The sequence below is a fragment of the Cronobacter muytjensii ATCC 51329 genome (assembly GCF_001277195.1).
Lineage (GTDB): Bacteria > Pseudomonadota > Gammaproteobacteria > Enterobacterales > Enterobacteriaceae > Cronobacter > Cronobacter muytjensii.
In genome coordinates this window covers 3098470-3124013 of sequence record NZ_CP012268.1, presented here as the reverse complement: position 1 = coordinate 3124013, position 25544 = coordinate 3098470, and the positions used below count along the sequence as shown (strand labels likewise).

At 56.0% G+C, this 25544-nt stretch carries 20 protein-coding genes, 4 tRNA genes, 2 rRNA genes and 1 pseudogene; 18 read left to right on the top strand and 9 right to left on the bottom strand.

The features are described 5' to 3' along the window. Positions 1 to 40: 40 nt before the first annotated feature. The 6 genes from AFK63_RS14425 (at position 41) to dkgB (ending at position 4596) form a co-directional block, all read left to right on the top strand. Positions 41 to 117 (top strand) — tRNA-Ile (locus tag AFK63_RS14425). Between the two features lie 33 nt (positions 118 to 150). Further along, positions 151 to 226 (top strand) — tRNA-Ala (locus tag AFK63_RS14420). 169 nt (positions 227 to 395) lie between these two features. After that, a 23S ribosomal RNA gene (locus AFK63_RS14415) occupies positions 396 to 3299 on the top strand. 93 nt (positions 3300 to 3392) lie between these two features. Further along, positions 3393 to 3508, top strand: a 5S ribosomal RNA gene (gene rrf / locus AFK63_RS14410). Between the two features lie 54 nt (positions 3509 to 3562). Continuing rightward, a tRNA-Asp gene (locus AFK63_RS14405) sits at positions 3563 to 3639 on the top strand. Positions 3640 to 3792: 153 nt separating this feature from the next. Further along, complete coding sequence (dkgB, locus tag AFK63_RS14400; RefSeq protein ID WP_038864638.1) at positions 3793 to 4596, top strand: 2,5-didehydrogluconate reductase DkgB; 804 nt, start codon at positions 3793 to 3795, stop codon at positions 4594 to 4596. Positions 4597 to 4599: 3 nt separating this feature from the next. Here the strand turns inward: dkgB and yafC are convergent. Beyond that, positions 4600 to 5504: pseudogene (gene yafC, locus AFK63_RS14395) on the bottom strand (DNA-binding transcriptional regulator YafC); the annotation flags it as partial. Between the two features lie 101 nt (positions 5505 to 5605). Here yafC and AFK63_RS14390 point away from each other — a divergent pair. The 3 genes from AFK63_RS14390 (at position 5606) to AFK63_RS14380 (ending at position 8557) form a co-directional block, all read left to right on the top strand. Beyond that, positions 5606 to 6781 (top strand): MFS transporter, encoded by a 1176-nt coding sequence (locus AFK63_RS14390; RefSeq protein ID WP_038864628.1) that lies wholly within the window; start codon positions 5606 to 5608, stop codon positions 6779 to 6781. Between the two features lie 131 nt (positions 6782 to 6912). Continuing rightward, positions 6913 to 7716, top strand: coding sequence for an endonuclease/exonuclease/phosphatase family protein (locus AFK63_RS14385; protein WP_038864625.1), 804 nt, complete (start codon positions 6913 to 6915; stop codon positions 7714 to 7716). Positions 7717 to 7786: 70 nt separating this feature from the next. Then, positions 7787 to 8557 carry a class I SAM-dependent methyltransferase gene (locus AFK63_RS14380; protein WP_038864624.1) on the top strand — a complete coding sequence of 257 codons (771 nt, stop codon included), beginning with the start codon at positions 7787 to 7789 and terminating at the stop codon, positions 8555 to 8557. A gap of 61 nt (positions 8558 to 8618) precedes the next feature. Here the strand turns inward: AFK63_RS14380 and mltD are convergent, their stop codons facing one another. After that, complete coding sequence (gene mltD / locus AFK63_RS14375) at positions 8619 to 9992, bottom strand: murein transglycosylase D (protein WP_038864620.1); 1374 nt, start codon at positions 9990 to 9992, stop codon at positions 8619 to 8621. A 71-nt stretch (positions 9993 to 10063) separates the two neighbouring features. Then, entirely contained in the window at positions 10064 to 10819 is a 756-nt protein-coding gene (gene gloB / locus AFK63_RS14370) for a hydroxyacylglutathione hydrolase (RefSeq protein WP_038864617.1), read from the bottom strand. Positions 10820 to 10851: 32 nt separating this feature from the next. Here gloB and AFK63_RS14365 point away from each other — a divergent pair, with 32 nt between their 5' ends. Beyond that, positions 10852 to 11568: a class I SAM-dependent methyltransferase gene (locus AFK63_RS14365; protein WP_038864615.1), complete on the top strand. Its 717-nt coding sequence runs from the start codon at positions 10852 to 10854 to the stop codon at positions 11566 to 11568. Here AFK63_RS14365 and rnhA read toward each other — a convergent pair. Beyond that, positions 11565 to 12140 (bottom strand): ribonuclease HI, encoded by a 576-nt coding sequence (gene rnhA, locus AFK63_RS14360; RefSeq protein WP_161579310.1) that lies wholly within the window; start codon positions 12138 to 12140, stop codon positions 11565 to 11567. The genes AFK63_RS14365 and rnhA overlap by 4 nt on opposite strands. Here rnhA and dnaQ point away from each other — a divergent pair. Further along, positions 12094 to 12825, top strand: coding sequence for a DNA polymerase III subunit epsilon (dnaQ, locus tag AFK63_RS14355; protein WP_007720151.1), 732 nt, complete (start codon positions 12094 to 12096; stop codon positions 12823 to 12825). The two genes, rnhA and dnaQ, sit on opposite strands and share 47 nt — an antisense overlap. A 132-nt stretch (positions 12826 to 12957) precedes the next feature. Next, positions 12958 to 13034, top strand: a tRNA-Asp gene (locus AFK63_RS14350). 92 nt (positions 13035 to 13126) lie between these two features. Here the strand turns inward: AFK63_RS14350 and AFK63_RS14345 are convergent. Together AFK63_RS14345 and fadE are read right to left on the bottom strand one after the other, a co-directional pair. Continuing rightward, positions 13127 to 13897 (bottom strand): amidohydrolase, encoded by a 771-nt coding sequence (locus tag AFK63_RS14345; protein ID WP_038864611.1) that lies wholly within the window; start codon positions 13895 to 13897, stop codon positions 13127 to 13129. Between the two features lie 106 nt (positions 13898 to 14003). After that, positions 14004 to 16448, bottom strand: a complete 2445-nt coding sequence (fadE, locus tag AFK63_RS14340) for an acyl-CoA dehydrogenase FadE (protein WP_038864610.1) — start codon at positions 16446 to 16448, stop codon at positions 14004 to 14006. A 228-nt stretch (positions 16449 to 16676) separates the two neighbouring features. On the opposite strand from fadE, the gene lpcA reads away from it, so the two are divergent. Beyond that, positions 16677 to 17258 (top strand): D-sedoheptulose 7-phosphate isomerase, encoded by a 582-nt coding sequence (gene lpcA / locus AFK63_RS14335; RefSeq protein WP_007720156.1) that lies wholly within the window; start codon positions 16677 to 16679, stop codon positions 17256 to 17258. A gap of 92 nt (positions 17259 to 17350) precedes the next feature. Beyond that, the gene (locus tag AFK63_RS14330) at positions 17351 to 18118 is read left to right on the top strand and encodes a class II glutamine amidotransferase (RefSeq protein WP_038864608.1); all 768 of its coding nucleotides are present in this window, start codon (positions 17351 to 17353) and stop codon (positions 18116 to 18118) included. Here AFK63_RS14330 and dpaA read toward each other — a convergent pair. Further along, a complete protein-coding gene (gene dpaA / locus AFK63_RS14325; protein WP_038864607.1) occupies positions 18089 to 18826 on the bottom strand; it encodes a peptidoglycan meso-diaminopimelic acid protein amidase in 738 nt (245 codons plus the stop codon). The two genes, AFK63_RS14330 and dpaA, sit on opposite strands and share 30 nt — an antisense overlap. A 256-nt stretch (positions 18827 to 19082) precedes the next feature. Between dpaA and dinB the strand changes: the two genes are divergently transcribed. Further along, the gene (gene dinB, locus AFK63_RS14320; protein ID WP_038864606.1) at positions 19083 to 20138 is read left to right on the top strand and encodes a DNA polymerase IV; all 1056 of its coding nucleotides are present in this window, start codon (positions 19083 to 19085) and stop codon (positions 20136 to 20138) included. 210 nt (positions 20139 to 20348) lie between these two features. On the opposite strand, the gene pepD is transcribed toward dinB, so the two are convergent. Then, positions 20349 to 21806 carry a cytosol nonspecific dipeptidase gene (gene pepD / locus AFK63_RS14315; RefSeq protein ID WP_038864604.1) on the bottom strand — a complete coding sequence of 486 codons (1458 nt, stop codon included), beginning with the start codon at positions 21804 to 21806 and terminating at the stop codon, positions 20349 to 20351. Positions 21807 to 22066: 260 nt separating this feature from the next. Between pepD and gpt the strand changes: the two genes are divergently transcribed. From gpt to crl, 3 genes are all read left to right on the top strand, one after another. Then, on the top strand, positions 22067 to 22525 hold the full coding sequence (gene gpt, locus AFK63_RS14310; protein WP_004385350.1) for a xanthine phosphoribosyltransferase: 459 nt from the start codon (positions 22067 to 22069) through the stop codon (positions 22523 to 22525). A 105-nt stretch (positions 22526 to 22630) separates the two neighbouring features. After that, positions 22631 to 23878 carry an esterase FrsA gene (frsA, locus tag AFK63_RS14305; RefSeq protein ID WP_038864601.1) on the top strand — a complete coding sequence of 416 codons (1248 nt, stop codon included), beginning with the start codon at positions 22631 to 22633 and terminating at the stop codon, positions 23876 to 23878. Between the two features lie 57 nt (positions 23879 to 23935). Next, entirely contained in the window at positions 23936 to 24325 is a 390-nt protein-coding gene (gene crl, locus AFK63_RS14300; protein ID WP_038864599.1) for a sigma factor-binding protein Crl, read from the top strand. A gap of 117 nt (positions 24326 to 24442) precedes the next feature. On the opposite strand, the gene ompC is transcribed toward crl, so the two are convergent. Beyond that, positions 24443 to 25513 (bottom strand): porin OmpC, encoded by a 1071-nt coding sequence (gene ompC, locus AFK63_RS14295; protein ID WP_038864642.1) that lies wholly within the window; start codon positions 25511 to 25513, stop codon positions 24443 to 24445. Positions 25514 to 25544: the final 31 nt, after the last annotated feature.

The window sequence follows — 25544 nt, the reverse complement described above, 5'->3', positions numbered from 1 at the left end:
ACAGATTGTCTGATAGAAAGTAAAGAAGCAAAACCTCTACAGGCTTGTAGCTCAGGTGGTTAGAGCGCACCCCTGATAAGGGTGAGGTCGGTGGTTCAAGTCCACTCAGGCCTACCAACTCCTCAGGAGTTGAAGAGGTTTAACTACGATGGGGCTATAGCTCAGCTGGGAGAGCGCCTGCTTTGCACGCAGGAGGTCTGCGGTTCGATCCCGCATAGCTCCACCATCACTTCAGAGTGTACTCACTGAGTATACTGCGAAGTATTTGCTCTTTAACAATCCGGAACAAGCTGAAAATTGAAACAGACATGCTGCTGCATTCTTCCGTAAACAGGGAATGCGCGGTGTGTCAGAGTCTCTCAAACTCGCAGCACGAAGACTTCTTCGGGTTGTGAGGTTAAGCGAACAAGCGTACACGGTGGATGCCCTGGCAGTCAGAGGCGATGAAGGACGTGCTAATCTGCGAAAAGCGCCGGTAAGGTGATATGAACCGTTATAACCGGCGATGTCCGAATGGGGAAACCCAGTGTGATTCGTCACACTATCTCAGCATGAATACATAGTGCTGTGAGGCGAACCGGGGGAACTGAAACATCTAAGTACCCCGAGGAAAAGAAATCAACCGAGATTCCCCCAGTAGCGGCGAGCGAACGGGGAACAGCCCAGAGCCTGAATCAGCTTGTGTGTCAGTGGAACGGTCTGGAAAGGCCGGCGATACAGGGTGACAGCCCCGTACACGAAGGCACACAGGTTGTGAGCTCGATGAGTAGGGCGGGACACGTGATATCCTGTCTGAAGATGGGGGGACCATCCTCCAAGGCTAAATACTCCTGACTGACCGATAGTGAACCAGTACCGTGAGGGAAAGGCGAAAAGAACCCCGGCGAGGGGAGTGAAACAGAACCTGAAACCGTGTACGTACAAGCAGTGGGAGCCTTCGTAAGAGGGTGACTGCGTACCTTTTGTATAATGGGTCAGCGACTTATATTCTGTAGCAAGGTTAACCGTATAGGGGAGCCGAAGGGAAACCGAGTCTTAATTGGGCGTTAAGTTGCAGGGTATAGACCCGAAACCCGGTGATCTAGCCATGGGCAGGTTGAAGGTTGGGTAACACTAACTGGAGGACCGAACCGACTAATGTTGAAAAATTAGCGGATGACCTGTGGCTGGGGGTGAAAGGCCAATCAAACCGGGAGATAGCTGGTTCTCCCCGAAAGCTATTTAGGTAGCGCCTCGTGAACTCATCTTCGGGGGTAGAGCACTGTTTCGGCTAGGGGGCCATCCCGGCTTACCAACCCGATGCAAACTGCGAATACCGAAGAATGTTATCACGGGAGACACACGGCGGGTGCTAACGTCCGTCGTGAAGAGGGAAACAACCCAGACCGCCAGCTAAGGTCCCAAAGTCATGGTTAAGTGGGAAACGATGTGGGAAGGCCCAGACAGCCAGGATGTTGGCTTAGAAGCAGCCATCATTTAAAGAAAGCGTAATAGCTCACTGGTCGAGTCGGCCTGCGCGGAAGATGTAACGGGGCTAAACCATGCACCGAAGCTGCGGCAGCGACACTATGTGTTGTTGGGTAGGGGAGCGTTCTGTAAGCCTGCGAAGGTGTGCTGTGAGGCATGCTGGAGGTATCAGAAGTGCGAATGCTGACATAAGTAACGATAAAGCGGGTGAAAAGCCCGCTCGCCGGAAGACCAAGGGTTCCTGTCCAACGTTAATCGGGGCAGGGTGAGTCGACCCCTAAGGCGAGGCCGAAAGGCGTAGTCGATGGGAAACAGGTTAATATTCCTGTACTTGGTGTTACTGCGAAGGGGGGACGGAGAAGGCTATGTTGGCCGGGCGACGGTTGTCCCGGTTTAAGCGTGTAGGTGTGATGACCAGGCAAATCCGGTTGTCTTTAACACTGAGGCGTGATGACGAGGCACTACGGTGCTGAAGCAATAAATGCCCTGCTTCCAGGAAAAGCCTCTAAGCATCAGGTAACACGAAATCGTACCCCAAACCGACACAGGTGGTCAGGTAGAGAATACCAAGGCGCTTGAGAGAACTCGGGTGAAGGAACTAGGCAAAATGGTGCCGTAACTTCGGGAGAAGGCACGCTGACATGTAGGTGAAGCCCCTGCGGGTGGAGCTGAAGTCAGTCGAAGATACCAGCTGGCTGCAACTGTTTATTAAAAACACAGCACTGTGCAAACACGAAAGTGGACGTATACGGTGTGACGCCTGCCCGGTGCCGGAAGGTTAATTGATGGGGTTATCGCAAGAGAAGCTCCTGATCGAAGCCCCGGTAAACGGCGGCCGTAACTATAACGGTCCTAAGGTAGCGAAATTCCTTGTCGGGTAAGTTCCGACCTGCACGAATGGCGTAATGATGGCCAGGCTGTCTCCACCCGAGACTCAGTGAAATTGAACTCGCTGTGAAGATGCAGTGTACCCGCGGCAAGACGGAAAGACCCCGTGAACCTTTACTACAGCTTGACACTGAACATTGAGCCTTGATGTGTAGGATAGGTGGGAGGCTTTGAAGCGTGGACGCCAGTCTGCGTGGAGCCAACCTTGAAATACCACCCTTTAATGTTTGATGTTCTAACCTGGCGCCATAATCTGGCGTGGGGACAGTGTCTGGTGGGTAGTTTGACTGGGGCGGTCTCCTCCCAAAGTGTAACGGAGGAGCACGAAGGTCAGCTAATCCTGGTCGGACATCAGGAGGTTAGTGCAATGGCATAAGCTGGCTTGACTGCGAGAGTGACGGCTCGAGCAGGTGCGAAAGCAGGTCATAGTGATCCGGTGGTTCTGTATGGAAGGGCCATCGCTCAACGGATAAAAGGTACTCCGGGGATAACAGGCTGATACCGCCCAAGAGTTCATATCGACGGCGGTGTTTGGCACCTCGATGTCGGCTCATCACATCCTGGGGCTGAAGTAGGTCCCAAGGGTATGGCTGTTCGCCATTTAAAGTGGTACGCGAGCTGGGTTTAGAACGTCGTGAGACAGTTCGGTCCCTATCTGCCGTGGGCGCTGGAGAATTGAGGGGGGCTGCTCCCAGTACGAGAGGACCGGAGTGGACGCATCACTGGTGTTCGGGTTGTCATGCCAATGGCACTGCCCGGTAGCTAAATGCGGAAGAGATAAGTGCTGAAAGCATCTAAGCACGAAACTTGCCCCGAGATGAGTTCTCCCTGAGACTTTAAGTCTCCTGAAGGAACGTTGAAGACGACGACGTTGATAGGCCGGGTGTGTAAGCGCAGCGATGCGTTGAGCTAACCGGTACTAATGAACCGTGAGGCTTAACCTTACAACGCCAAAGAAGTCTGGCGTGTTGAGAGATGATATTCAGCTTGTGACGGATAAACGTTCATGGCGGTACGCGGTGGACGGACAGAATTTGCCTGGCGGCTGTAGCGCGGTGGTCCCACCTGACCCCATGCCGAACTCAGAAGTGAAACGCCGTAGCGCCGATGGTAGTGTGGGGCCTCCCCATGCGAGAGTAGGGAACTGCCAGGCATCAAATTAAGCAGTAAGCCGGAACCATAATCCGGTGGTGTGACGAAATTCGGTGGAGCGGTAGTTCAGTCGGTTAGAATACCTGCCTGTCACGCAGGGGGTCGCGGGTTCGAGTCCCGTCCGTTCCGCCACTTATTAAGAAGCCCTGAGCAAATGCTCAGGGTTTTTTTTCGTCTTTATCATTTCAATTGCTTTTTTAGCAAAAAACTCCTGCTTTTATTGCTCTTTTTCGCTGCCTCCATCCCTTCGATAATCCTCTCCAGCTTTTAAAAGAGAGGTAAAACATGACAGTTCCTGCATTCGGTTTGGGCACATTCCGCCTGAAAGATGACGTCGTTATCGCATCGGTAAAAGACGCGCTGGCATCAGGCTATCGTGCCATTGATACCGCACAAATTTATGGTAATGAAGCGGCAGTCGGGCAGGCTATTGAGGAAAGCGGCATTGCACGCGAATCGCTTTATATCACCACTAAAATCTGGACAGAAAACCTCAGCAAGGATCGTCTCATCCCCAGCCTGAAAGAAAGCCTGGAGAAGCTGCGCACCGACTATGTCGATCTGACTCTGATTCACTGGCCTTCACCGGGTAACGCTGTGAGCGTAGCGGAATCGCTGAATACGCTGCTTGAAGCTAAAGCACAGGGGCTGACGCGAGAAATCGGCATTTCTAATTTCACGATTGCGTTGATGCAGGAAGCCATTGATGCCATTGGCGCCGATCAGATTGCTACTAACCAGATTGAGCTGTCGCCATATCTGCAAAACCGAAAGGTTGCCGAATGGGCGCAGGCGCACGGCATTCACATTACGTCTTATATGACGCTGGCATATGGTAATGCGCTTAAGGATGAGGTGATTGGCCAGATCGCGCAGAAGCATCAGGCCACGCCTGCGCAGGTCATTTTAAGCTGGGCGATGGCGCAGGGATACGCTGTAATACCGTCTTCGACGAAGCGTGAAAACCTGCAGAGTAATCTGGGGGCCTTGACGCTGCAGCTGGATGCAGACGATATGGCAGCTATCGCCGCGCTCGATCGCAACGAGCGTCTGGTTAGCCCTGACGGACTGGCTCCGGCATGGGATTAACGGTATAGCCCCCGCGGGGGCTATTTTTTTATCTGCTCGCTCAGGAAATCGATAAACGTCCTGATGCGCGTACTGACAGCGCGATCGCTGTAATATACCGCACTGAAAGGCATCTCCACCGGCAGACGGTACTCTGCCAGTAATTCCACCAGTTCACCTCGTTCTATCTCTTTATCGATCATGTAATCTGACAGGCAGGCAATGCCATTGCCGTTCAGGCACAGTTGTTTGAGCGTCTCGCCGCTATTAGATGTCATCCCGGGCTTAATCTCCAGCAACTGCCCGTCTTCACAGGCGACTGGCCAGGTGTTAAGCGTCACTGGCTCCGTGAAGCCTAAACAAACGTGAGCTTTAAGATCGCAAATAGTGGCTGGCGTACCGTGATGCTCAAGATAGTCAGGGGCGGCAACGATTTTCCTGAAGCTGGTAAATAGCGGGCGTGCCCGGAGACTTGAATCAGTCAGCGTACCCGCGCGGATCGCCACATCCACTTTACGCTCGATGAGATTAATAAAGGTCTCAGAAGAAACCAGCGAGAGCGTGACCTCCGGGTAGCGCTCGCGAAAGGGTTTAATCATCGGCATTAACAGATGCAGGATCACCGGCGTGGCAGCATCGATCCGCAGCAGCCCGCGCGGCGTTTGCCGGCTTTCCATCAGTTCGGTTTCCGCAGCCCCCATCTCCTGCAACACCAGCTGAACACGACGGAAGTAACGCTCTCCTTCTTCCGTCAGGCTCAGCTGGCGCGTAGTACGGTTGAGCAAGCTGACGCCAAGTTTCATCTCCAGCTTTTTTACTGTCCGGCTGACGGCGGAATTTGCAAGATTGAGCTGCTCCGCCGCCCGGCTAAAGCTTCCGCTCTCCACGACCGCGACGAAAATAATCAGTTCATCAGAAGAAGCTTTCATTATTGCTCCGAAGGCAAAATTGTATTGAGACTTTGCATATTTTTGTTATTTAACCACAGCGCCATACTGCACGTCATCAACGACACAGTATGGAGTGAATTATGCCGCTGGCATTACTTGCATTAACCATTAGCGCCTTTGCGATAGGCACAACTGAATTTGTTATCGTGGGCTTGGTGCCCACCATCGCGCAGCAGCTCTCCGTTACGCTGCCTTCCGCCGGGTTGCTGGTTTCCGTCTATGCGCTGGGTGTTGCCATCGGCGCGCCCGTGCTGACGGCGCTCACTGGCGCTATGCCCCGCAAGCAACTGCTTGTCGGGCTGATGGTGCTGTTTACCGCCGGGAATCTGCTGGCCTGGCTTGCGCCTGACTATGAGACGTTAATTGCGGCGCGTCTGCTGACAGGGCTGGCTCACGGTGTCTTCTTCTCCGTCGGCTCTACGATCGCCACCAGTCTGGTCACGAAAGAAAAAGCCGCATCGGCCATTGCCATTATGTTCGGTGGGCTGACAGTCGCGCTGGTTACCGGCGTGCCGCTGGGGACGTTTATCGGTCAGCATTTCGGTTGGCGTGAGACATTTCTTGCCGTCTCTGCGCTGGGCGTGGTGGCGCTGATCGGCAGTATGGTCCTGGTGCCGAAAGAGATCCCTCGTCGCGCGGTGGCCAGCCTGCGGGATCAACTGAGCGTGTTAACGCACCCGCGCCTGCTGTTGATCTATGCGATCACTGCGCTGGGCTATGGCGGCGTGTTCACCGCCTTTACGTTCCTGGCGCCGATGATGCAGGAGCTGGCAGGTTTCTCTCCCGCCGCCGTCAGCTGGATCCTGTTGGGCTACGGCATTTCCGTTGCGGTCGGGAATATCTGGGGTGGTAAGCTGGCCGACCGTCGTGGTGCTGTCGCCGCGCTCACGCTTATCTTCGCGGCGCTGGCAATATTGCTGCTGGTCTTTCAGTTTACGGCGACGATGCACTATGCCGCGCTGGTGACGGTTCTGGTGATGGGGATCTTCGCGTTTGGCAACGTACCGGGGCTTCAGGTCTATGTGGTGCAGAAGGCGGAGCAATATACGCCAGGCGCGGTGGATGTCGCTTCCGGGCTGAATATCGCCGCCTTTAACATTGGTATCGCGCTGGGCTCGGTCATTGGCGGCCAGACGGTGCAGACAGTCGGGCTGTCCCAGACACCGTGGACAGGCGCGCTTATCGTTGCGGTGGCGCTGGCGTTGATTATCTGGAGCGGCAGGCTCGATAAACGCGCGAGCTTTAAACTTGCCTGATTTTCGGGAGCGCTTCGCAGGAAGCGCTCCTTCTGCTTTCCCCACGGTCATTGCATCTGTGAGCTAAAATCCCTATAACTGGTAAAGGTCGCTTATCTTGCGAACACATCTACAGGGGTTAGCAGCGAAACGTGCGAAAACATACTTATGCCATGCGCTATGTCGCCGGTCAGCCAGCAGAACGCATTCTGGCGCCAGGATCGTTTGCGAGTATAGGGAAGGCATTACCCGCCGGAGAACCCTTGCCTGGAGACGGCTCACTCAGAGTCCTGGTCTGGAACATCTTTAAGCAGCAGCGCGCTGAGTGGCTCTCGGTCCTGCAAAATTTTGGTAAAGAGGCGCATCTGGTGCTGTTGCAGGAGGCCCAGACAACACCGGAGCTGGTGCGATTCGCCACCACCAACTATCTGGCGGCAGATCAGGTGCCGGCTTTTGTGTTGCCGCAGCATCCGTCAGGAGTAATGACGCTTTCTGCTGCTCATCCCGTTTACTGCTGCCCGCTGCGCGAGCGCGAGCCAATCCTGCGCCTCTCTAAATCCGCGCTGGTGACGGTCTATCCACTGCCGGATGGCCGCCTGCTGATGGTAGTTAACATCCATGCGGTTAATTTCAGTCTTGGGGTAGATGTCTACAGCAAACAGCTGGGGCCTATCGGCGATCAGATTGGTCATCACAGCGGCCCGGTGATCATGGCAGGCGATTTCAACGCCTGGAGCCGCCCGAGAATGAACGCGTTGTACCGCTTCGCGCGCGAAATGTCGCTGCGTGAAGTCCGTTTTACCGATGACCAGCGTCGCCGCGCGTTCGGTCGTCCACTCGATTTTGTGTTTTATCGCGGCCTGGCTGTCCAGGAAGCCTCCGTGCTGGTCACCCGCGCCTCCGATCACAACCCGCTACTCGTCGAATTCAGTCCCGGCAAACCTGAGCAGAAGTAAGGGGTGTCAGGTCTGCCGTTGGGCAGACCCTGCGCCTGCCCTTTCTTTTACTCAATGCAAGGACATGACAATGGCAACACACTCTCATCACGATAATGTAGAAAAGCAGTTCGGCTCGCAGGCGAAAGCCTATTTAACCAGTCAGGTACATGCCACGGGGCGCGATCTCCGACAGTTGCGTGAGCGCCTGGCCGCATTTGCGCAGGCGCGAGTGCTCGATCTCGGTTGCGGGGCAGGGCACGCCAGCTTTGCCGCAGCAGAGCAGGTGCGAGAGGTTGTCGCTTATGATTTATCCTCCTCAATGCTTGCTGTGGTAGCGGAGGCGGCGCGCGAGCGCGGTTTCAGTCACCTGTCGACATGTCAGGGGCATGCGGAGTCTTTGCCATTTGAGGCGGAAAGCTTTGATATTGTGATAAGCCGTTATTCAGCGCACCACTGGCATGATGTGGGCCTCGCGCTGCGCGAGATAACGCGCGTCCTGAAACCCGGCGGTACCGTCATCATGATGGATATTCTTTCGCCCGGCCATCCGGTTCTGGATATCTGGCTGCAGACCGTCGAAGCGCTGCGTGATACCTCACACGTCCGTAACTATGCCAGCGGTGAATGGTTATCGATGTTTAATCAGGCAGGGCTTATCACACGCAACGTCGACACCGATCGACTGGAACTGGAATTCAGTAGCTGGATTGCGCGCATGCGTACGCCTGAAGTACTCACGCAGGCGATCCGCGCTTACCAGCGCAGCGCGTCGGCCGGGGTGCAGCGTTATTTTGCGCTGCAGGAGGACGGCTCTTTCACCAGCGATACGATCATGATTGAGGCGAGTAAAGCGGCGTAATGCGGATAAAGAAAAAGGCACCGGGGGAATCGGTGCCTTTTCATGAGACTGCGGCTGGCGGTCAGGAATCGGGCGTCGAACTGTTCTTCACAAACAGGGTGATTTGATCGCCCGGTTGCAGATTGTCCGTATCGCTGTTCCAGCGCAACACATCCTTAATGTTTACGCCGTGACGCTTAGCTATGCTTGAGAGCGAATCGCCCTTACGCACTTTGTAGGTGATGCTGTCATTGTTGCTCGCCAGCTCGCCTGAGCTACTGACTGTGCCAACGGACAACGTCTGGCCTGGCTTCAGCTTCGCGCCGCGCAGATTGTTCCAGCGCTGCAAATCTTTGGTGCTGACGTTCATCCGGGCGGCAATTGCAGAAAGCGTATCGCCGGAACGCACTTTATAAGTGCGCGCAGACAGTGAATTATCGGCAACCAGCGTCGGCTGAACCGCAGCAATTTCACCCGCTGCCAGAGACGTACGCAACTGCTGCGCATGCTTCTGCGGCACCATGACGTACTGAGGCCCGCTCACGCCGAGGGTAGAGCCCTTAACGCCCGCATTGAAGGTTTTCAGCTTATTCACTGAAATCCCGGCCATTTCCGCCAGCTGTTCCATTTCCACCGGATTATTTACCTTCACGCGAGCCAGCGCACGGCTTTCATCCGTTGTCGGTAAACGCACCCCATACCTTTTGCTGTTTTTGAGTATGTCACTCAGCGCCAGCATTTTCGGCACGTAAATTTTGGTTTCCTGTGGCAGTGAGAGCGACCAAAAATCCGTGGGCATGCCACGTGCTTTATTCGCTTTCATTGCCTTCATTACACGACCTTCACCGCTGTTATAGGCCGCGACGGTCAGTAACCAGTCGCCGTCAAACATACGGTTCAGACGTTGCATCATGTTCAGTGCGGCAGTTGTGGACGCCACCACATCACGACGCGCGTCGTAATTTCGGGTCTGTTTTAAACCATAATTCCGCCCCGTGCTCGGGACAATCTGCCAGATGCCTGCGGCATTCGCGCCAGATGTCGCGTGGGGGTTAAAAGCGCTCTCCACTATGGGTAGTAGTACCAGTTCCATTGGCATATTACGTTTCTTAATCTGCCCGGCTATCCAGTACATATACGGCTCTGCCCGTAAAGTTACATCGTGGAGATAGCTCTTATTACTCAAGTACTTCAGTTTTTGTTCGCGGATCCGGTCATTTTCCGGAATCCCCATCTTTAGCTCGTCGCCAATGAAAGTCCACAGGTCCTGATCTTGCGCGAGGAAAGTTCCATCATCCATCCACCGCGCAGAAGCCGCTCGACCAGCGAACTTTCCTGCTTCCCCTTGACCAGCCGCAGAAAGGCTCTGTGCATGCTGTTGGACGCTGCCGTCGTGTTGCGACGCCTGGCACCCCACAAGCAGGACAGAGGCGAGTAAGATCGCTTTTGCCTTCATGTGTGTGTCAATAGTTGCTTAAAAGACGAGCAATGATAACGGCGAAGTTTCCTGAATACAAGCAAGAATTTTTAGAAGTTATCTTTCTTTGACCTTAACCATGCAAATCTCTCTTCAGGAGAGGACAACCGCAGATCTGCATTAATTTTCCCAATCAAATCATCATCTTCAAGACGGAGGTAAAGATTTATTTGGCGCTCATTTTTAAGAATTGAGGGGAGTGTTTTTTGATTTTTCGCACGTAACTCATTAACTTCTCGATAATATTGGGTTAAAACCGGATCGTTCGGCAAAATAGCCACTAAAAACTTAAGATTGCTTAATGTGTACTCGTGGGCGCAGCAAATAAGCGTTTCGTCGGGCAGGGCGTTTATCTTTTGGAAGGATTGGTACATCTGCGCTGGCGTGCCTTCAAACAGGCGTCCACAACCGCCAGAGAACATGGTGTCGCCACAAAACAGATAAGGGAAACTGAAATATGAGAAATGTCCTAAAGTGTGACCTGGCGTGGCGAACGCGAGGAAATCACAGCCCAGAATGTTGAACTTCTCGCCATCGTTGACTATAACCTGCGCGCCTTTGCTACGGGTCTCTTCTGGCCCGTACACAACGAGATCGGGAAAACGCGCCACTAATTCTTTTACCCCACCGGTGTGATCGTGATGATGATGGGTCAGTAAAATCGCAATCGGCCGCCATTGGTTTTCTTCAATAGCGTTCAATACCGGTTCCGCCTCGCCCGGGTCGACAATCAGGCATTGCCCTTCTTCATTATTTAACACCCAGATGTAGTTATCCTCGAAAGCAGGAATACTGTTAAGATTCATAAATCACCTCTTATGCATTACGGAAGGTAGTGATGAAACCGGCAAGGACACCCGCGACACTCAGCGCACCGACCCACTGGGATGCATTTTCCTGGGGCGACAATTATCGCGCGACGCTTGAGCGGGAACTCCAGCCCTGGCTTGGGAAAATGTATGGCTTTCATTTGCTTAAGATAGGCAATCTCAGCGCGGAGATAAACACCGACGCCTGCGCTATTTCCCATCAGGTCAATATTGCGCAACAAGGCGATGCGCTGCAGGTGCAGGGCGACCCGCTGCATCTGCCGTTTGCCGCTAAATCCGTCGATGCCTGCCTGCTGGCGCATACGCTGCCCTGGTGCACCGATCCACATCGGCTGCTCAATGAGGCGGATCGGGTGCTGATTGATGATGGCTGGCTCATCATGACCGGTTTTAACCCGGTGAGCCTGCTGGGCGCGGCCAAACTCCTGCCGTTCGTTCGCAAACGCGCGCCGGTGAATAGCCGGATGTTTACCCTGATGCGCCAGATGGACTGGCTGTCGCTGCTTAACTTTGAGCTGCTCTATTATAACCGTTGTCAGGTGCTGCCCTGGTGTCGGCAGGGCGGCAAAATGCTGACGAAACATTTGCCTGCGCTGGGCTGTTTGCAGGTGATGGTGGCGCGCAAGCGCACCATCCCGCTGACGATCAATCCATTAATGAAGCCGCGCGCCCGCACGCAACTGCGCCCGGCTGTCGGTGCCACACGGCAGTATCGCAAGCCTTAACTCGCTGCCGTTTCCGGTTGATAGCCGGTGTCTTCAAGCGTTGGCGCCATTGCGGCCGCGCGCGCCAGTTCGTCACAGCGTTCGTTTTCCGGGTGCCCGGCGTGGCCCTTGACCCACTCCCACTTAATCTCATGCTGGCTTAGCGCCGCATCCAGCCGCTGCCATAAATCGACATTTTTAACCGGTTTCTTGTCGGCGGTTTTCCAGCCGCGCTTTTTCCAGTTGTGTATCCACTGCGTGATGCCCTGGCGCACATACTGGCTGTCGGTGCTGAGCGTGACGGTGCAGTGCTCGCGCAGCGCCTCCAGCGACACAATCGCCGCCATCAGCTCCATTCGGTTATTGGTCGTCAGGCGATAGCCGGCGCTAAAGGTACGCTCGTGCTGCTTATAACGCAGAATCGCGCCATAACCCCCCGGCCCCGGGTTGCCGAGACAAGATCCATCGGTGAAAATTTCTACCTGTTTACGCATCTCTGGTAGACTTCCTGTGAGTAAAAAGCCAAGTCTGACATAAACGAGCGCTATGAGCACAGCTATTACACGACAGATCGTTCTGGATACCGAAACCACCGGTATGAACCAGATAGGCGCCCATTATGAAGGGCACCGCATTATTGAGATCGGTGCGGTTGAAGTCATTAACCGTCGCCTGACCGGCAATAACTTTCACGTCTATCTCAAGCCCGACCGGCTGGTGGACCCGGAAGCCTTTATGGTTCACGGCATCTCCGACGAGTTTTTGCTGAATAAACCGGTTTTCGGCGATGTGGTGGACGATTTTCTCGACTACATTCGCGGCGCTGAGCTGGTCATCCATAACGCGTCGTTCGATATCGGCTTTATGGATTACGAATTCGGCATGCTCAACCGTGGCATTCCGAAGACCGAAACGTTCTGCAAAATCACCGACAGCCTGGCGATGGCCCGTAAGATGTTCCCGGGCAAGCGCAACAGCCTCGATGCATTATGTTCGCGTTATGAGATAGACAACACCAAGCGTACGCTGCACGGCGCATTGCTCGACTCCCAAATTCTGGCGGAAGTCTATCTGGCCATGACCGGCGGGCAGACGTCCATCGCGTTCGCGATGGAAGGGGATGGGCAGCAACAGCAGGGCGATACCGGCATTCAGCGTGTGGTCCGCCAGGCGTCGCGCCTTAAGGTCGTTCGGGCGTGCGATGAAGAACTGGCAGCGCATGAATCGCGTCTCGATCTGGTGCAGAAAAAGGGCGGTAGCTGCCTCTGGCGCGCCTGAGCATACTGAAAATGCTGACAAAATCGCCGGGCGGGCGATTTTTAAAGCAAACGATTCAAAATGTGAGAAAAACCGTTGACGGTTACGGGGCCAGCCCGTAATATTCGCCCCGTTCCCAAGGGAACACAACGCGGAGCGGTAGTTCAGTCGGTTAGAATACCTGCCTGTCACGCAGGGGGTCGCGGGTTCGAGTCCCGTCCGTTCCGCCACTATTCAGAAAGCCCGAATCAGCAATGATTCGGGCTTTCGTCTTTTCTGCGCCAGCAAAATCAACGGGCCGCTTTTAAGCCGCCCCTGAATATCACCCCAGCGTAAACGAGTCGGCGTCCTGCCAGGCCGGGAATTTGTCGCGATAGTCGTTCAGCGACTCCAGAGACAGCTCCGCTTCCAGACGAACCGCCTGATGCGCGTCGCTCGCGGCGATAATTTCGCCCTGCGGGTTGATGATGCGGCTGTCACCGCGGTAGTGATGGCCGTTGCCGTCGCTGCCCACCCGGTTGCAGCCAGCGACATACGCCTGGTTCTCAATGGCGCGCGCCGTCAGGAGCGCCTGCCAGTGCAGGGCGCGTGGGGCAGGCCAGTTCGCCACATAGAGCGCCAGGTCATAATCGTTGCGGTTGCGCGACCACACCGGGAAACGCAGGTCATAACAGACCAGCGGCAGAATACGCCAGCCGCGCCATTCAACAATAAGGCGCGCTTCGCCCGCTACATAATGCTGATGCTCATCGGCCATGCGGAACAGATGACGTTTGTCGTAGCGGTGCACCGCGCCCTGCGGCTCGACCAGTAAAAACCGGTTTACCGGCCCGCGCTCGCTCTGTAAGGCGGCGCTGCCCGCCACCATCGCACTGGTCTGGCGCGCCTTTTCCTGCATCCAGGCGACGACGGTCTCCTCCGGGAGCGACGCCTGCGCGGCTTCCATTGCAAAGCCCGTAGTGAACATCTCCGGCAGCACAATGAGATCCCGCCCTTCTACCTTTTCCAGCAGCACGTCGAAGTGGCGCAGATTAGCGGGCCCGTCCATCCAGGTCAGCGGTTGCTGCATCAGCGATATTTTCAAACCAGACACGTTCAGACTCCCCCGTCATTGGCAACTCAGGCCACTTTATCACGCGCACGGCAGGATGCGAGGCAATAAAAAACCCCGCCGGAGCGGGGTTTTTCACAGAGCGGCATTACGCGGCTTCGACTTTACGCACCGTCTCCGGCAGCTTTACAGGCTGTGTCGCCAGCGCATCCGGTTCGAACTCATCGACGTTAATGCTGCGCAGACGGCTCTCTTCGGCGCGAATCAGAATAGCGGCTTCATCTTCATTGATGCGGCCTTCTTTCAGTGCGCGCTTCGCCAGCTCATCAAGACGGGTGAACGGCAGGTTTTTGCCCATCTCTTTGCAGATCCGCTGGTGGATAGGATCGGCGGCCATCACATCCTGCAATGCCTGCTCCAGCAACCCGACCGGGTTATGCTCGCTCGGCGTCAGGTACTGGCCGCGGCCGATGCGTGAACGGGTCGCCGACGGCGTCTGCAGGATCTTCGCAAGTTTGTGATCCAGCTTATCGGAAGGCGCGTCGTAACGGCGGCCCGCCGGGAAAATCGCCAGGCTCAGCAGGCCCGCGACCGCGCCGTTCGGGAAGTTACGCAGCAGATCGCTGATTGCCTGCTCGGCCTGATGCAGCGCGTCCTGCACGCCCCAGTGCACCAGCGGGAGATCCGCTTCCTGACGGCCTTCGTCGTCATAACGTTTCAGCACCGCTGAGGCCAGGTAGAGCTGGCTCAGCACGTCGCCCAGGCGCGCCGAGATGCGTTCACGACGCTTCAGGCTGCCGCCCAGTACCGCCATTGAGACGTCGGAGAGCAGCGCCAGGCTGGCGCTCAGGCGGTTGATATGTTGATAGTAGCGGCGCGTGGCGTCGCGGGTCGGGCTGCTGCTGGTCAGGCCGTTGGTCAGGCCGAGCCAGAAGCTGCGCACCAGGTTGCTGCCGACGTGGCCGATATGACGGAACAGCAGTTTATCGAACGCGTTAACGTCGTTATTCTGCGCCGCCGCCATCTCTTCCAGCACATACGGATGGCAGCGGATCGCGCCCTGGCCGAAGATCATCATGCTGCGGGTCAGAATGTTGGCGCCTTCCACGGTGATCGCGATAGGCGCGCCCTGATACGCGCGGGCCAGGAAGTTGCCCTCGCCGAGCATAATGCCTTTACCGCCTGCGATATCCATCGCATCGATAATCGACTGCTGTCCGCGGTGGGTACAGTGATATTTCACAATCGCCGACAGCACCGCCGGTTTTTCGCCGAGCATAATGCCGTAGGTGATAAGCGACGCCGCCGCATCCATCACATACGCATTACCCGCGATGCGCGCCAGCGGCTCTTCGATCCCTTCCATTTTACCGATAGAGATTTTGAACTGACGGCGGATATGGGCATAAGCGCCGGTCGCCAGCGCCACCGATTTCAGGCCGCCGGTTGAGTTAGACGGTAGCGTAATGCCGCGACCCACCGACAGGCATTCCACCAGCATCCGCCAGCCCTGACCGGCCATTTTCGGGCCGCCGATGATGTAGTCAATCGGCACGAAGATATCTTTGCCGCGCGTCGGGCCGTTCTGGAACGGCACGTTGAGCGGGAAGTGACGTTTACCGATTTCCACGCCCGGCGTGTTCGTCGGGATCAAGGCGCAGGTAATGCCGAGTTCCTGCTCGCCGCCCAGCAGACGATCCGGGTCAGAAAGTTTAAACGCGAGACCCAGCACGGTGGCGATTGGCGCGAGCGTAATGTAGCGCTTGTTCCAGGTGAGGCGCATGCCAAGCACCTGCTCACCCTGCCACTCGCCCATGCAGACCACGCCGGTATCCGGAATAGCGCCCGCATCAGATCCCGCTTCAGGGCTGGTGAGCGCGAAGCAGGGGATTTCCAGCCCACGCGCCAGGCGCGGCAGATAATGGTTTTTCTGCGCTTCGGTGCCGTAGTGTTGCAGCAGTTCGCCAGGGCCGAGCGAGTTCGGCACGCCGACGGTAATCGCGAGAATGCCCGAGACGCCGGAGAGTTTTTGCAGCACGCGGGACTGCGCATATGCCGAAAATTCCAGACCGCCATACTCTTTCTTGATGATCATCGCGAAGAAGCGATGTTCTTTCAGGTACGCCCACAGCTCCGGCGGCAGATCCGCCATTTCGTGGGTTATCTGGAAGTCATTGGCCATGCGGCACGCTTCTTCCACCGGGCCGTCGAGGAACGCCTGCTCTTCGGCGGTCAGCTTCGGCTGCGGGTAATTATGCAGCTTTTGCCAGTCCGGGTTGCCGCGAAACAGATCGCCTTCCCACCAGGTGGTACCGGCGTCGATCGCCTCTTTCTCCGTGCGCGACATTGGCGGCATCACCTTACGAAAGCCGCGGAACACCGGTGCCGAGATAAGCGATTTACGCATCGGCGTCACGTTAAGGGGAACCAGAATGATAGCCAGCGGCACCAGCAGCCACAGCGACCAGAGGCCAACGGCGCCCAGGGCTGCGGTCCAGGCCAGCAGAATCAGGCTGCTGAGCGTCAGGCTGACGCGGTGATAAAACAGCGCACCGATCAGGACGAGGGTGGCAACGATACTCAAGATCATCATAAAGAAAAGCTCCCTTGCTTGTAGGAGGTCTGACCACTTGTGATGATATGGTTGTAGAGGATGTTGCTTTTTTTAGCAATGCGTTCACAAAATAATTACAACCTGGCTCACATTGTTGCCGCACGTAAACGCAAAACCTGCACGCAGGCCGCGGCGTGGCGCTTCTCGCTCCCGGCGCTATCCGGTACACTGCATGCGGTTACTTTTTAATGCTGAAGGATATCCCTCATGTACCAGGATCTGATTCGTAACGAGCTGAACGAAGCCGCCGAAACGCTGGCTAACTTTTTGAAAGATGAAGCCAATATCCACGCTATCCAGCGGGCGGCGGTGTTACTGGCGGACAGCTTCAAAGCGGGCGGCAAAGTGCTCTCCTGCGGCAACGGCGGTTCACACTGCGACGCGATGCACTTCGCCGAAGAGCTGACCGGGCGCTACCGTGAAAACCGTCCGGGCTATCCGGCGATCGCGATTTCCGACGTCAGCCACATCTCCTGCGTTGGCAACGATTTCGGTTACGACCATATCTTCTCCCGCTATGTCGAGGCGGTAGGGCGTGAGGGCGATGTGCTGCTCGGCATCTCCACGTCCGGCAACTCCGGTAACGTTATCAAAGCCATCGAGGCCGCGCGTGAGAAGGGCATGAAAGTTATCACGCTGACCGGTAAAGACGGCGGCAAAATGGCCGGCACCGCCGATGTCGAAATCCGCGTGCCGCATTTCGGCTATGCTGACCGTATTCAGGAAATTCACATCAAAGTGATCCATATCCTGATCCAGCTGATTGAAAAAGAGATGGTGAAAGCCTGATTAGGCTGTTGTGCCGGTACGGGCGCGCGTCGCACGTCCGGCTGCCCCAGTGACGCCTTCTGCGAGGAAGGCGGCGTGTGACGAGGTGAATCATGTGCGAACTGCTCGGGATGAGCGCCAACGTGCCGACCGATATCTGCTTTAGCTTTACCGGCCTCGTGCAGCGGGGCGGAGGAACCGGGCCGCATAAAGACGGCTGGGGCATTACCTTTTACGAAGGCAAAGGCTGTCGCACGTTTAAAGATCCGCAGCCGAGCTACAACTCGCCCATCGCGAAGCTGGTGCAGGATTACCCCATCAAATCCTGCTCAGTGGTGGCGCATATCCGTCAGGCGAACCGCGGCGAAGTGGCGCTGGAAAACACCCATCCGTTTACCCGCGAGCTGTGGGGCCGCAACTGGACTTACGCCCATAACGGCCAGCTCACCGGCTACCGAACGCTCGACACCGGCCCGTTTCGCCCGATTGGCGAAACCGACAGCGAAAAAGCCTTCTGCTGGTTGCTGCATAAGCTCACCACGCGCTACCCACGCACGCCGGGCAACATGACGGCGGTCTTTCGGTATATCGCCGAACTGGCAAGCGAACTGCGCGAAAAGGGCGTCTTTAATATGCTGCTCTCTGACGGGCGCTACGTGATGGCGTTCTGCTCCACCAATCTCTTCTGGATAACACGCCGTGCGCCGTTTGGCGTCGCCAAACTGCTCGATCAGGATGTGGAAATTGATTTTCAGGAGGAGACCACACCCAATGATGTGGTCACGGTGATCGCCACGCAGCCGCTGACAGGCAATGAAACCTGGCACAAGATTATGCCAGGCGAGTGGGCGTTATTTTGTCTCGGGGAGCGTGTAGTTTGACGCCAGTTGCGGGTGCACCACGCTGCTGCTGAGCGGTTTGCTGACCACATAAGTGCCATTCACTACTGAAACGACTGGCGGCTGACGGGTCGCCATAAAGTAGTCATACCCAGGCTTAAGCTGTTTCCAGAAACCGATAAAGTACGAATACTTATGTCGCTCCATATTGGCGTCGGTCATGCGGAACGGATAAATGCTCACCTGGACATTCGGCTGACCAAACACCAGCGCGCCGGTGACGAACTGGAAAATCTCATCGATATTTTTATCGGTCATCGCATAGCAACCCACGGAAACGCAGGCGCCGTGGATCATCAGATATTTCCCTTCATAGCCGTTAGCGCGGTCAAAGGCGTTCGGAAAACCGATATTAATCGCTTTATAAAAACGGCTGTCGGGTTTGAGCTGGCTACGCTGCACGCTGTAAAAGCCTTCCGGGCTTTTGAAATCGCCCTGACGACGTTTCGGCCCAAGACCGCCGGAATAGTTGCAGATACGGTAGCTATCCAGTAACTGGTATTGCTCGCCCATCTTGACGTACAGCTCAAGCGTGCGTTCTTCCTTAAAGATCTGGATATAAACCGGGGAACCCATTAACTGCTGTTTTAATTCTTTTTTTATCGGGGTAACGCTGTCGCTACTGACTGTACTGGCCCATGAAAAGCACGACACCAGAAGCATTGCGATTAACAATGCGATTTTACGCATACTGCTTGTTTCCTTGAGAACGCTAAGACCGATGCCGGAACGGCGCAGGGAGCCAAAATAAGACTATTCTGGTTCAGGAGCGCTCACATTAGCATCGCTGTTATTTTTCGCAAGCGCTGCCTGCTGCGTTTACAATTAAGTTCTGCTTAACTTCCTGGCGCCGCGTTGAATTTACTCAATCCCGCCGAAATAAGGAAGGTTGCCGCAGCGCGGCTTTTTTGCCAGACTGTATGCACATACAGTGCGAGGCCGGGGTATGCGCAAAATCATTCATGTCGATATGGACTGCTTTTTCGCAGCGGTTGAGATGCGCGATAACCCCGCCCTGCGCGATATTCCGCTCGCCATCGGCGGCAGCCGCGAACGCCGTGGCGTTATCAGTACCGCCAACTATCCGGCCCGAAAGTATGGCGTTCGCAGCGCGATGCCCACCGGAATGGCCCTCAAGCTCTGCCCGCACCTGACGCTCCTGCCGGGCCGTTTTGACGCTTATAAAGAGGCCTCTGCCCATATTCGCGATATCTTCTCGCGCTACACCCCGCTGATTGAGCCGCTGTCGCTCGACGAGGCGTATCTTGACGTCACCGACAGCCCGCACTGTTACGGCTCAGCCACGCTGATGGCGCGCGAAATCCGCCAGACGATTTTTAACGAATTACAGCTCACCGCCTCGGCAGGCGTGGCGCCGATTAAGTTTCTCGCCAAAATCGCCTCGGATATGAATAAGCCCAACGGACAATATGTTATTACGCCGCAAGCGGTGCCCGCATTTTTGAAATCGCTGCCGCTTGGCAAAATCCCCGGCGTCGGCAAAGTGACGGCAGGCAAGCTCGAAGGGCTGGGGCTGCGTACCTGTGAAGATGTGCAGAACAGCGATCTGGCCTCGCTGCTTAAACGCTTCGGAAAGTTTGGCCGGGTGTTATGGGAGCGCAGCCACGGCATCGATGAGCGTGAAATCAGCCCGGATCGCCAGCGGAAATCGGTGGGTGTCGAGCGCACGCTTGCGGAAGATATCCATGAATGGGCAGAGTGCGAGGCTATCATCGAACGGCTTTATCCGGAGCTCGAACTGCGGCTCGCGAAGGTCAAACCCGATCTGCGCATCGCGCGACAGGGCGTTAAACTCAAATTTAATGATTTTCAGCTGACCACTCAGGAACATGTCTGGCCGCGCCTGAATAAAGAAGACCTGATCGCGACCGCAAAAAAAACCTGGGATGAGCGGCGCGCCGGGCGCGGCGTGCGGCTGGTGGGGCTGCACGTGACGCTGCTTGATCCGCAACTCGAACGCCAGCTGGTGCTGGGGCTTTGAGGTTTTCCCGGTCGGGCTGGTGGGCGCTGCGTTTACTCACCTGCATGACGATGACCGGCGGGGGGCGTAGGGCGGGGAAGCGCAGCGCGCCCGACCTCCGCAAACGACGCTAACGGCACCTCCCGTCCCCATCCTTCAAACATGTCTCGCGACGCCGCAAATAAAAAGGCGGCCTCAGAGCCGCCTTTATTCTGCATTCCGCTTAAACGCTTATTTAACCGGGATCGCTTTCAGCAGCTCGGTCAGCAGGGTCCAGTACTGGCCCACGCTTTCGATATGGACCTGCTCATCCGGCGAGTGCGGCCCGGTGATGGTTGGCCCGATGGAAACCATATCCATCTGCGGGTACGGTTTTTTGAACAGACCACATTCCAGCCCGGCGTGGATAACCTGGATATTCGGCGTTTTGTTAAACAGACGCTGGTAGGTTTCGCGCACCAGATGCATCACCGGCGAATTCGCGTCCGGCTGCCAGCCCGGGTAGCTGCCTTTAGCGACGCTCTGCGCGCCCGCCAGCTGGCCCAGCGCGTTCAGCATGCCCACCACGTAATCTTTACCGCTGTCGATAAGCGAGCGGATCAGGCAGATGATTTCCGCCTGCTCGTCGTTCATGGTGACCACGCCCACGTTCAGGGAGGTTTCCACCACGCCTTTGGCGACGTCAGAGTTACGGATGACGCCGTTCGGCATCGCGTTCAGCAGCGCCACAAACGCATCGCGGCTCTGTGCGGTCAGCGCGGCTTTATCCGTGCTCGCCGACTCCAGCAGAACGGTAATGTTCTTCTCTTTAACAGAGAGCTCATTTTTCAGGATATCGAGATAGGTATTCGCCAGCGTTTTCAGCTCGTCCGCTTTAGCGGCAGGCACCGCGACGGTCGCGAACGCTTCGCGCGGGATAGCGTTACGCAGCGTGCCGCCGTTGAAATCCACCAGACGCAGATCTAACGCTTTTGCATGTGCGAACAGGAAACGGGCCAGCAGTTTATTAGCGTTGCCGAGACCCAGGTGGATATCGCCGCCGGAGTGGCCGCCTTTCAGCCCTTTGAGCGTCAGTTTAAACGCCTCGAAACCGGCCGGGATCGCTTCGCGGGAAAGCGTCAGCGTGGAGATAAAATCGATGCCGCCGGCGCAACCCATGTAGATTTCGCCTTCCTCTTCGGAATCGGTATTGATCAGGATGTCCGCCTGCAACCAGTCGGCCTGCAGACCGAACGCACCGTCCATACCGGCTTCTTCGGTCATGGTCAGCAGCACTTCCAGCGGGCCATGTTCAACGGCATCATCCGCCAGCACCGCCAGCGCGGAGGCCATACCGATGCCGTTGTCCGCGCCAAGCGTGGTGCCGCGCGCTTTCACCCACTCGCCGTCAATGTACGGCTGGATAGGATCTTTGGTGAAGTCATGAACGGTGTCGTTATTTTTCTGCGGCACCATGTCAAGGTGCGCCTGCAGCACGACCGGCTTGCGGTTTTCCATGCCGGCGGTCGCCGGTTTGCGAATTAAAATGTTGCCCACCTGGTCGCGCTCGGCGAACAGGCCTTTTTCCTTCGCCCAGCCCATGATGTGTTCGGCGAGTTGTTCTTCATGATAGGAAGGATGAGGAATGGAGCAGATTTTCGCGAAAATATCCCACAGCGGTTGAGGGGAGAGTTGAGACAGTTCAGACACGTTAAGTCTCCTTGACTGAGCCCGCTGCAATGCGGCGAACGGGCCTCTGGGTTATCGTTGTGATGTGCCGCAAGACGGGCCTGGGCAATAGCCCGAGAATACCACTTTCTTTTATGCCGTGCAGACCAAAGCGAGCAAAAACCACGGCCCGTGCCGCATGGCACTGGTTTTTAGCGGTTCAGATCTCTATAATCTCGCGCAACCTATTTTCCCCCTGAACACTTTTTAAGCCGTTTTTTAAACTGGCCGGGACACTTCACATGAGCGAAAAATACGTTGTCACCTGGGATATGTTACAGATCCATGCACGCAAGCTGGCGAGCCGCCTGCTGCCGGCCGAGCAGTGGAAAGGCATTATCGCCGTCAGCCGCGGCGGTCTGGTGCCGGGCGCGCTGCTGGCGCGCGAACTGGGTATCCGTCACGTTGATACCGTCTGTATCTCCAGCTACGACCATGACAACCAGCGCGAACTGAAGGTTATCAAGCGCGCCGAAGGCGATGGCGAAGGCTTTATCGTGGTGGACGATCTGGTGGATACCGGCGGCACCGCGGTGGCTATCCGCGAAATGTACCCAAAAGCCCGTTTCGTGACCATTTTCGCTAAGCCGGCAGGCCAGCCGCTGGTGGATGACTACGTTATCGACATTCCGCAGGACACCTGGATCGAGCAGCCGTGGGACATGGGCGTGGTCTTTGTACCGCCACTGTCTGGCCGTTAATCCCGCCCTTACGCATCTTTACGCCCGGCACCGCCGGGCGTTTTTGTTTTTATCCATCGCCTGCGAGTACAATTAAGCTTTGTGACGTTTTCACGGAGGCAGAGCATGTCGCAGGCAAATCTGAGCGAAACCCTGTTTAAGCCACGGTTTAAGCACCCCGAAACGTCGACGCTGGTGCGTCGGCTTCAGCATGCCCCGCCTCCGGTCATTCAGTCCGCGCTGGATGGCAAAACGGTGCCGCACTGGTACCGCATGATAAACCGCCTGATGTGGGTCTGGCGCGGCGTCGATCCGCTGGAAATTCTTGAGGTGCAGTCGCGCATTGTATTAAGCGATGCCGAGCGCACCGATCCCGCCCTGTATGACACGGTGGTCGGCTATCGCGGCGGCAACTGGAATTACGAGTGGTCGAAGCAGGCGATGACGTGGCAGCAGCGCGCGGGGCAGGAAACGGACGAACACGCCATCGGCAAGGCGTGGCTGATGGCGTCGACACTTTACAGTATCGCCGCGTATCCGCATCTGAAGGGCGACGCGCTGGCCGAACAGGCGCAGGCGCTCGCCAACCGGGCTTATGAAGAAGCGGCCACGCGGCTCTCCGGCGAACTGCGCGAGCTGACGTTCGCCATTCCCGGCGGCGCGTCCATCACCGGCTTTTTGCATCTGCCCAAAGGCGGGCAAGGGCCGTTCCCGACGGTGCTGATTTGCGGCGGTCTCGATTCGCTGCAAAGCGACTACTTTAATCTTTTCGAGCGCTACTTCGCGCCGCTCGGGATCGCCATGCTGACCATCGATATGCCGTCCGTCGGCGCGTCAGCGAAATGGACGCTCACCCAGGATTCGAGCTTTCTGCATCAGCATGTGTTGCAGGCGCTGCCGACGCTGCCGTGGGTCGATCACACCCGTGTGGCGGCGTTTGGGTTCCGCTTCGGGGCGAACGTGGCGGTGCGGCTGGCGTATCTGGAGGCGCCACGCCTGAAGGCGGTGGCGTGTCTTGGCCCGGTAGTGCATCAATTGTTAAGCGAGCCGACGCGGCAAGGCCAGGTGCCGGAGATGTATATGGATGTGCTGGCGAGCCGGCTTGGCATGTATGACGCCTCGGACAACGCGCTGCGCGTCGAACTCAACCGCTATTCGCTGAAAACGCAGGGGCTGCTGGGCCGCCGCTGTCCGACGCCAATGCTGGCGGGCTTCTGGAAAAACGATCCGTTCAGCCCGGAGGAAGAAGCGCGTTTAATCGCCTCGTCATCTGTCGCGGGTAAACTGCTGGAGATCCCGACTTCGCCCGTGTACAGCAACTTTGACAAGGCGCTGCATGAGATTTCCGGGTGGGTAAACCATAAATTGCGTTAATGATTGGCTAATTTCCATTGGTTTGGTAAAACAGTGGCTTCACAAAAGGAGATCGCAATGACGTTACCGAGTGGACACCCGAAAAGCAGGATGATTAAGAAATTCACTGCCCTTGGCCCGTATATTCGGGAAGAGCAGTGTGAAGATAACCGCTTCTTCTTTGATTGCCTGGCTGTTTGCGTCAACGTGAAACCAGCGCCGGAGAAGCGTGAATTCTGGGGCTGGTGGATGGAGCTGGAAGCACAGGAAGACCGTTTCACCTACACCTGGCAATTTGGTCTGTTTGATAAAGAGGGCGTCTGGAATGTCACCCCGATCAAAGACGCCGAAGTGAAAGAGAAGCTTGAGAAAACGCTGCGTGACTTCCATGAAAGATTGCGTGCGCTGCTCGCTTCGATGGATTTAAAACTGGAGCCGGTGACAGAAAACCTGAAACTTTCTGCATAAGCCGTATTTCAGTTAATACCTGGATAAGCCAAAAAATAACCCCGCCGACGCGGGGTTATTTTTTTCGTAGCCACACGATGTTATAAACGCCCACGGCGTGGGCGTGTCAAATATTAATCAGAACTGGTAAACGAGGCCCAGCGCAACAACGTCATCGTTGTTGATATTAAGTGCGTTGTCGTCGTCCAGCTGGTTAATTTTGTAATCAACAAAAGCAGACATGTTTTTATTGAAATAGTAGGTCGCTGCAACGTCCACATATTTCACCAGATCAACGTCGCCAATGCCGTTTTCAACATCTTTGGCTTTTGACTGCACATAGCCGATGGACGGACGCAGGCCAAAGTCGAACTGATACTGCGCAACCACTTCGAAGCCCTGGTTTTTATTGGCAAAACCGCCAGTGATCGGGGTCATGTTGCGGGTTTCCGCATAGGTCGCCGCCAGGTAGATATTGTTGGCGTCATACTTCAGACCAGTCGCCCAGGCTTCCGCGTTATCGCCTTTACCGAGCGTGGAATTACGCTGCGCCAGCGTACGGTTTGATTTGGTGTAAGCGCCGCCGATGCTCACCCCGCTGTCGCCCAGCGCGTAGTTAACAGAGGCACCGTAGCCGTCGCCGTTGGCTTTGCTGGCGGCACGGCTATCGTTCTCGTTTTTGCCCTGGTATTGCAGGCCGAATTTCAGACCATCCACCAGACCGAAGAAATCGGTGTTGCGGTAGGTGGCCACGCCAGTGGTACGGCCGGTCATGAAGTTATCGGTTTTGGTGTACGCGTCGCCACCGAATTCCGGGATTATATCGGTGTAAGAACCCACGTCATACAGGATGCCGTAGTTACGACCGTAATCGATGGAGCCCAGGTCGGCGAACTTCAGGCCCGCAAAAGCCAGACGGGTTTTGGTGGCGCTGTTCGTGCTGTCACCTTCCACACGGTTAGCGGCAACCTGATATTCCCACTGGCCGAAACCGGTCAGTTGATCGTTAATTTGTGTCGCGCCTTTGAAGCCCAGACGGATATAAGATTGATCCCCGTCTACAGCGTCGTTATCGCTCATATAATGTTCGGCTTTAACACGGCCATAAAGATCCAGCTTGTTGCCGTTCTTGTTATAAATTTCTGCGGCCTGAATAGCAGAAGACGCAACAATACCCATCACCACTAATGCCAGAGTGCTCTTTTTCATCATTAATCCCAATCATTATTTACGCGCTAAA

Bases quoted from the DNA above. Each gene is read 5' to 3' on its own strand.
- AFK63_RS14380 (WP_038864624.1), top strand. From the start codon at position 7,787: ATGGCAACACACTCTCATCACGATAATGTAGAAAAGCAGTTCGGCTCG.
- dkgB (WP_038864638.1), top strand. From the start codon at position 3,793: ATGACAGTTCCTGCATTCGGTTTGGGCACATTCCGCCTGAAAGATGAC.
- ompC (WP_038864642.1), bottom strand. From the start codon at position 25,513: ATGAAAAAGAGCACTCTGGCATTAGTGGTGATGGGTATTGTTGCGTCT.
- AFK63_RS14390 (WP_038864628.1), top strand. From the start codon at position 5,606: ATGCCGCTGGCATTACTTGCATTAACCATTAGCGCCTTTGCGATAGGC.
- mltD (WP_038864620.1), bottom strand. From the start codon at position 9,992: ATGAAGGCAAAAGCGATCTTACTCGCCTCTGTCCTGCTTGTGGGGTGC.
- dinB (WP_038864606.1), top strand. From the start codon at position 19,083: ATGCGCAAAATCATTCATGTCGATATGGACTGCTTTTTCGCAGCGGTT.
- dpaA (WP_038864607.1), bottom strand. From the start codon at position 18,826: ATGCGTAAAATCGCATTGTTAATCGCAATGCTTCTGGTGTCGTGCTTT.
- fadE (WP_038864610.1), bottom strand. From the start codon at position 16,448: ATGATGATCTTGAGTATCGTTGCCACCCTCGTCCTGATCGGTGCGCTG.
- gloB (WP_038864617.1), bottom strand. From the start codon at position 10,819: ATGAATCTTAACAGTATTCCTGCTTTCGAGGATAACTACATCTGGGTG.
- dnaQ (WP_007720151.1), top strand. From the start codon at position 12,094: ATGAGCACAGCTATTACACGACAGATCGTTCTGGATACCGAAACCACC.
- frsA (WP_038864601.1), top strand. From the start codon at position 22,631: ATGTCGCAGGCAAATCTGAGCGAAACCCTGTTTAAGCCACGGTTTAAG.
- AFK63_RS14365 (WP_038864615.1), top strand. From the start codon at position 10,852: ATGAAACCGGCAAGGACACCCGCGACACTCAGCGCACCGACCCACTGG.
- lpcA (WP_007720156.1), top strand. From the start codon at position 16,677: ATGTACCAGGATCTGATTCGTAACGAGCTGAACGAAGCCGCCGAAACG.
- AFK63_RS14330 (WP_038864608.1), top strand. From the start codon at position 17,351: ATGTGCGAACTGCTCGGGATGAGCGCCAACGTGCCGACCGATATCTGC.
- gpt (WP_004385350.1), top strand. From the start codon at position 22,067: ATGAGCGAAAAATACGTTGTCACCTGGGATATGTTACAGATCCATGCA.
- crl (WP_038864599.1), top strand. From the start codon at position 23,936: ATGACGTTACCGAGTGGACACCCGAAAAGCAGGATGATTAAGAAATTC.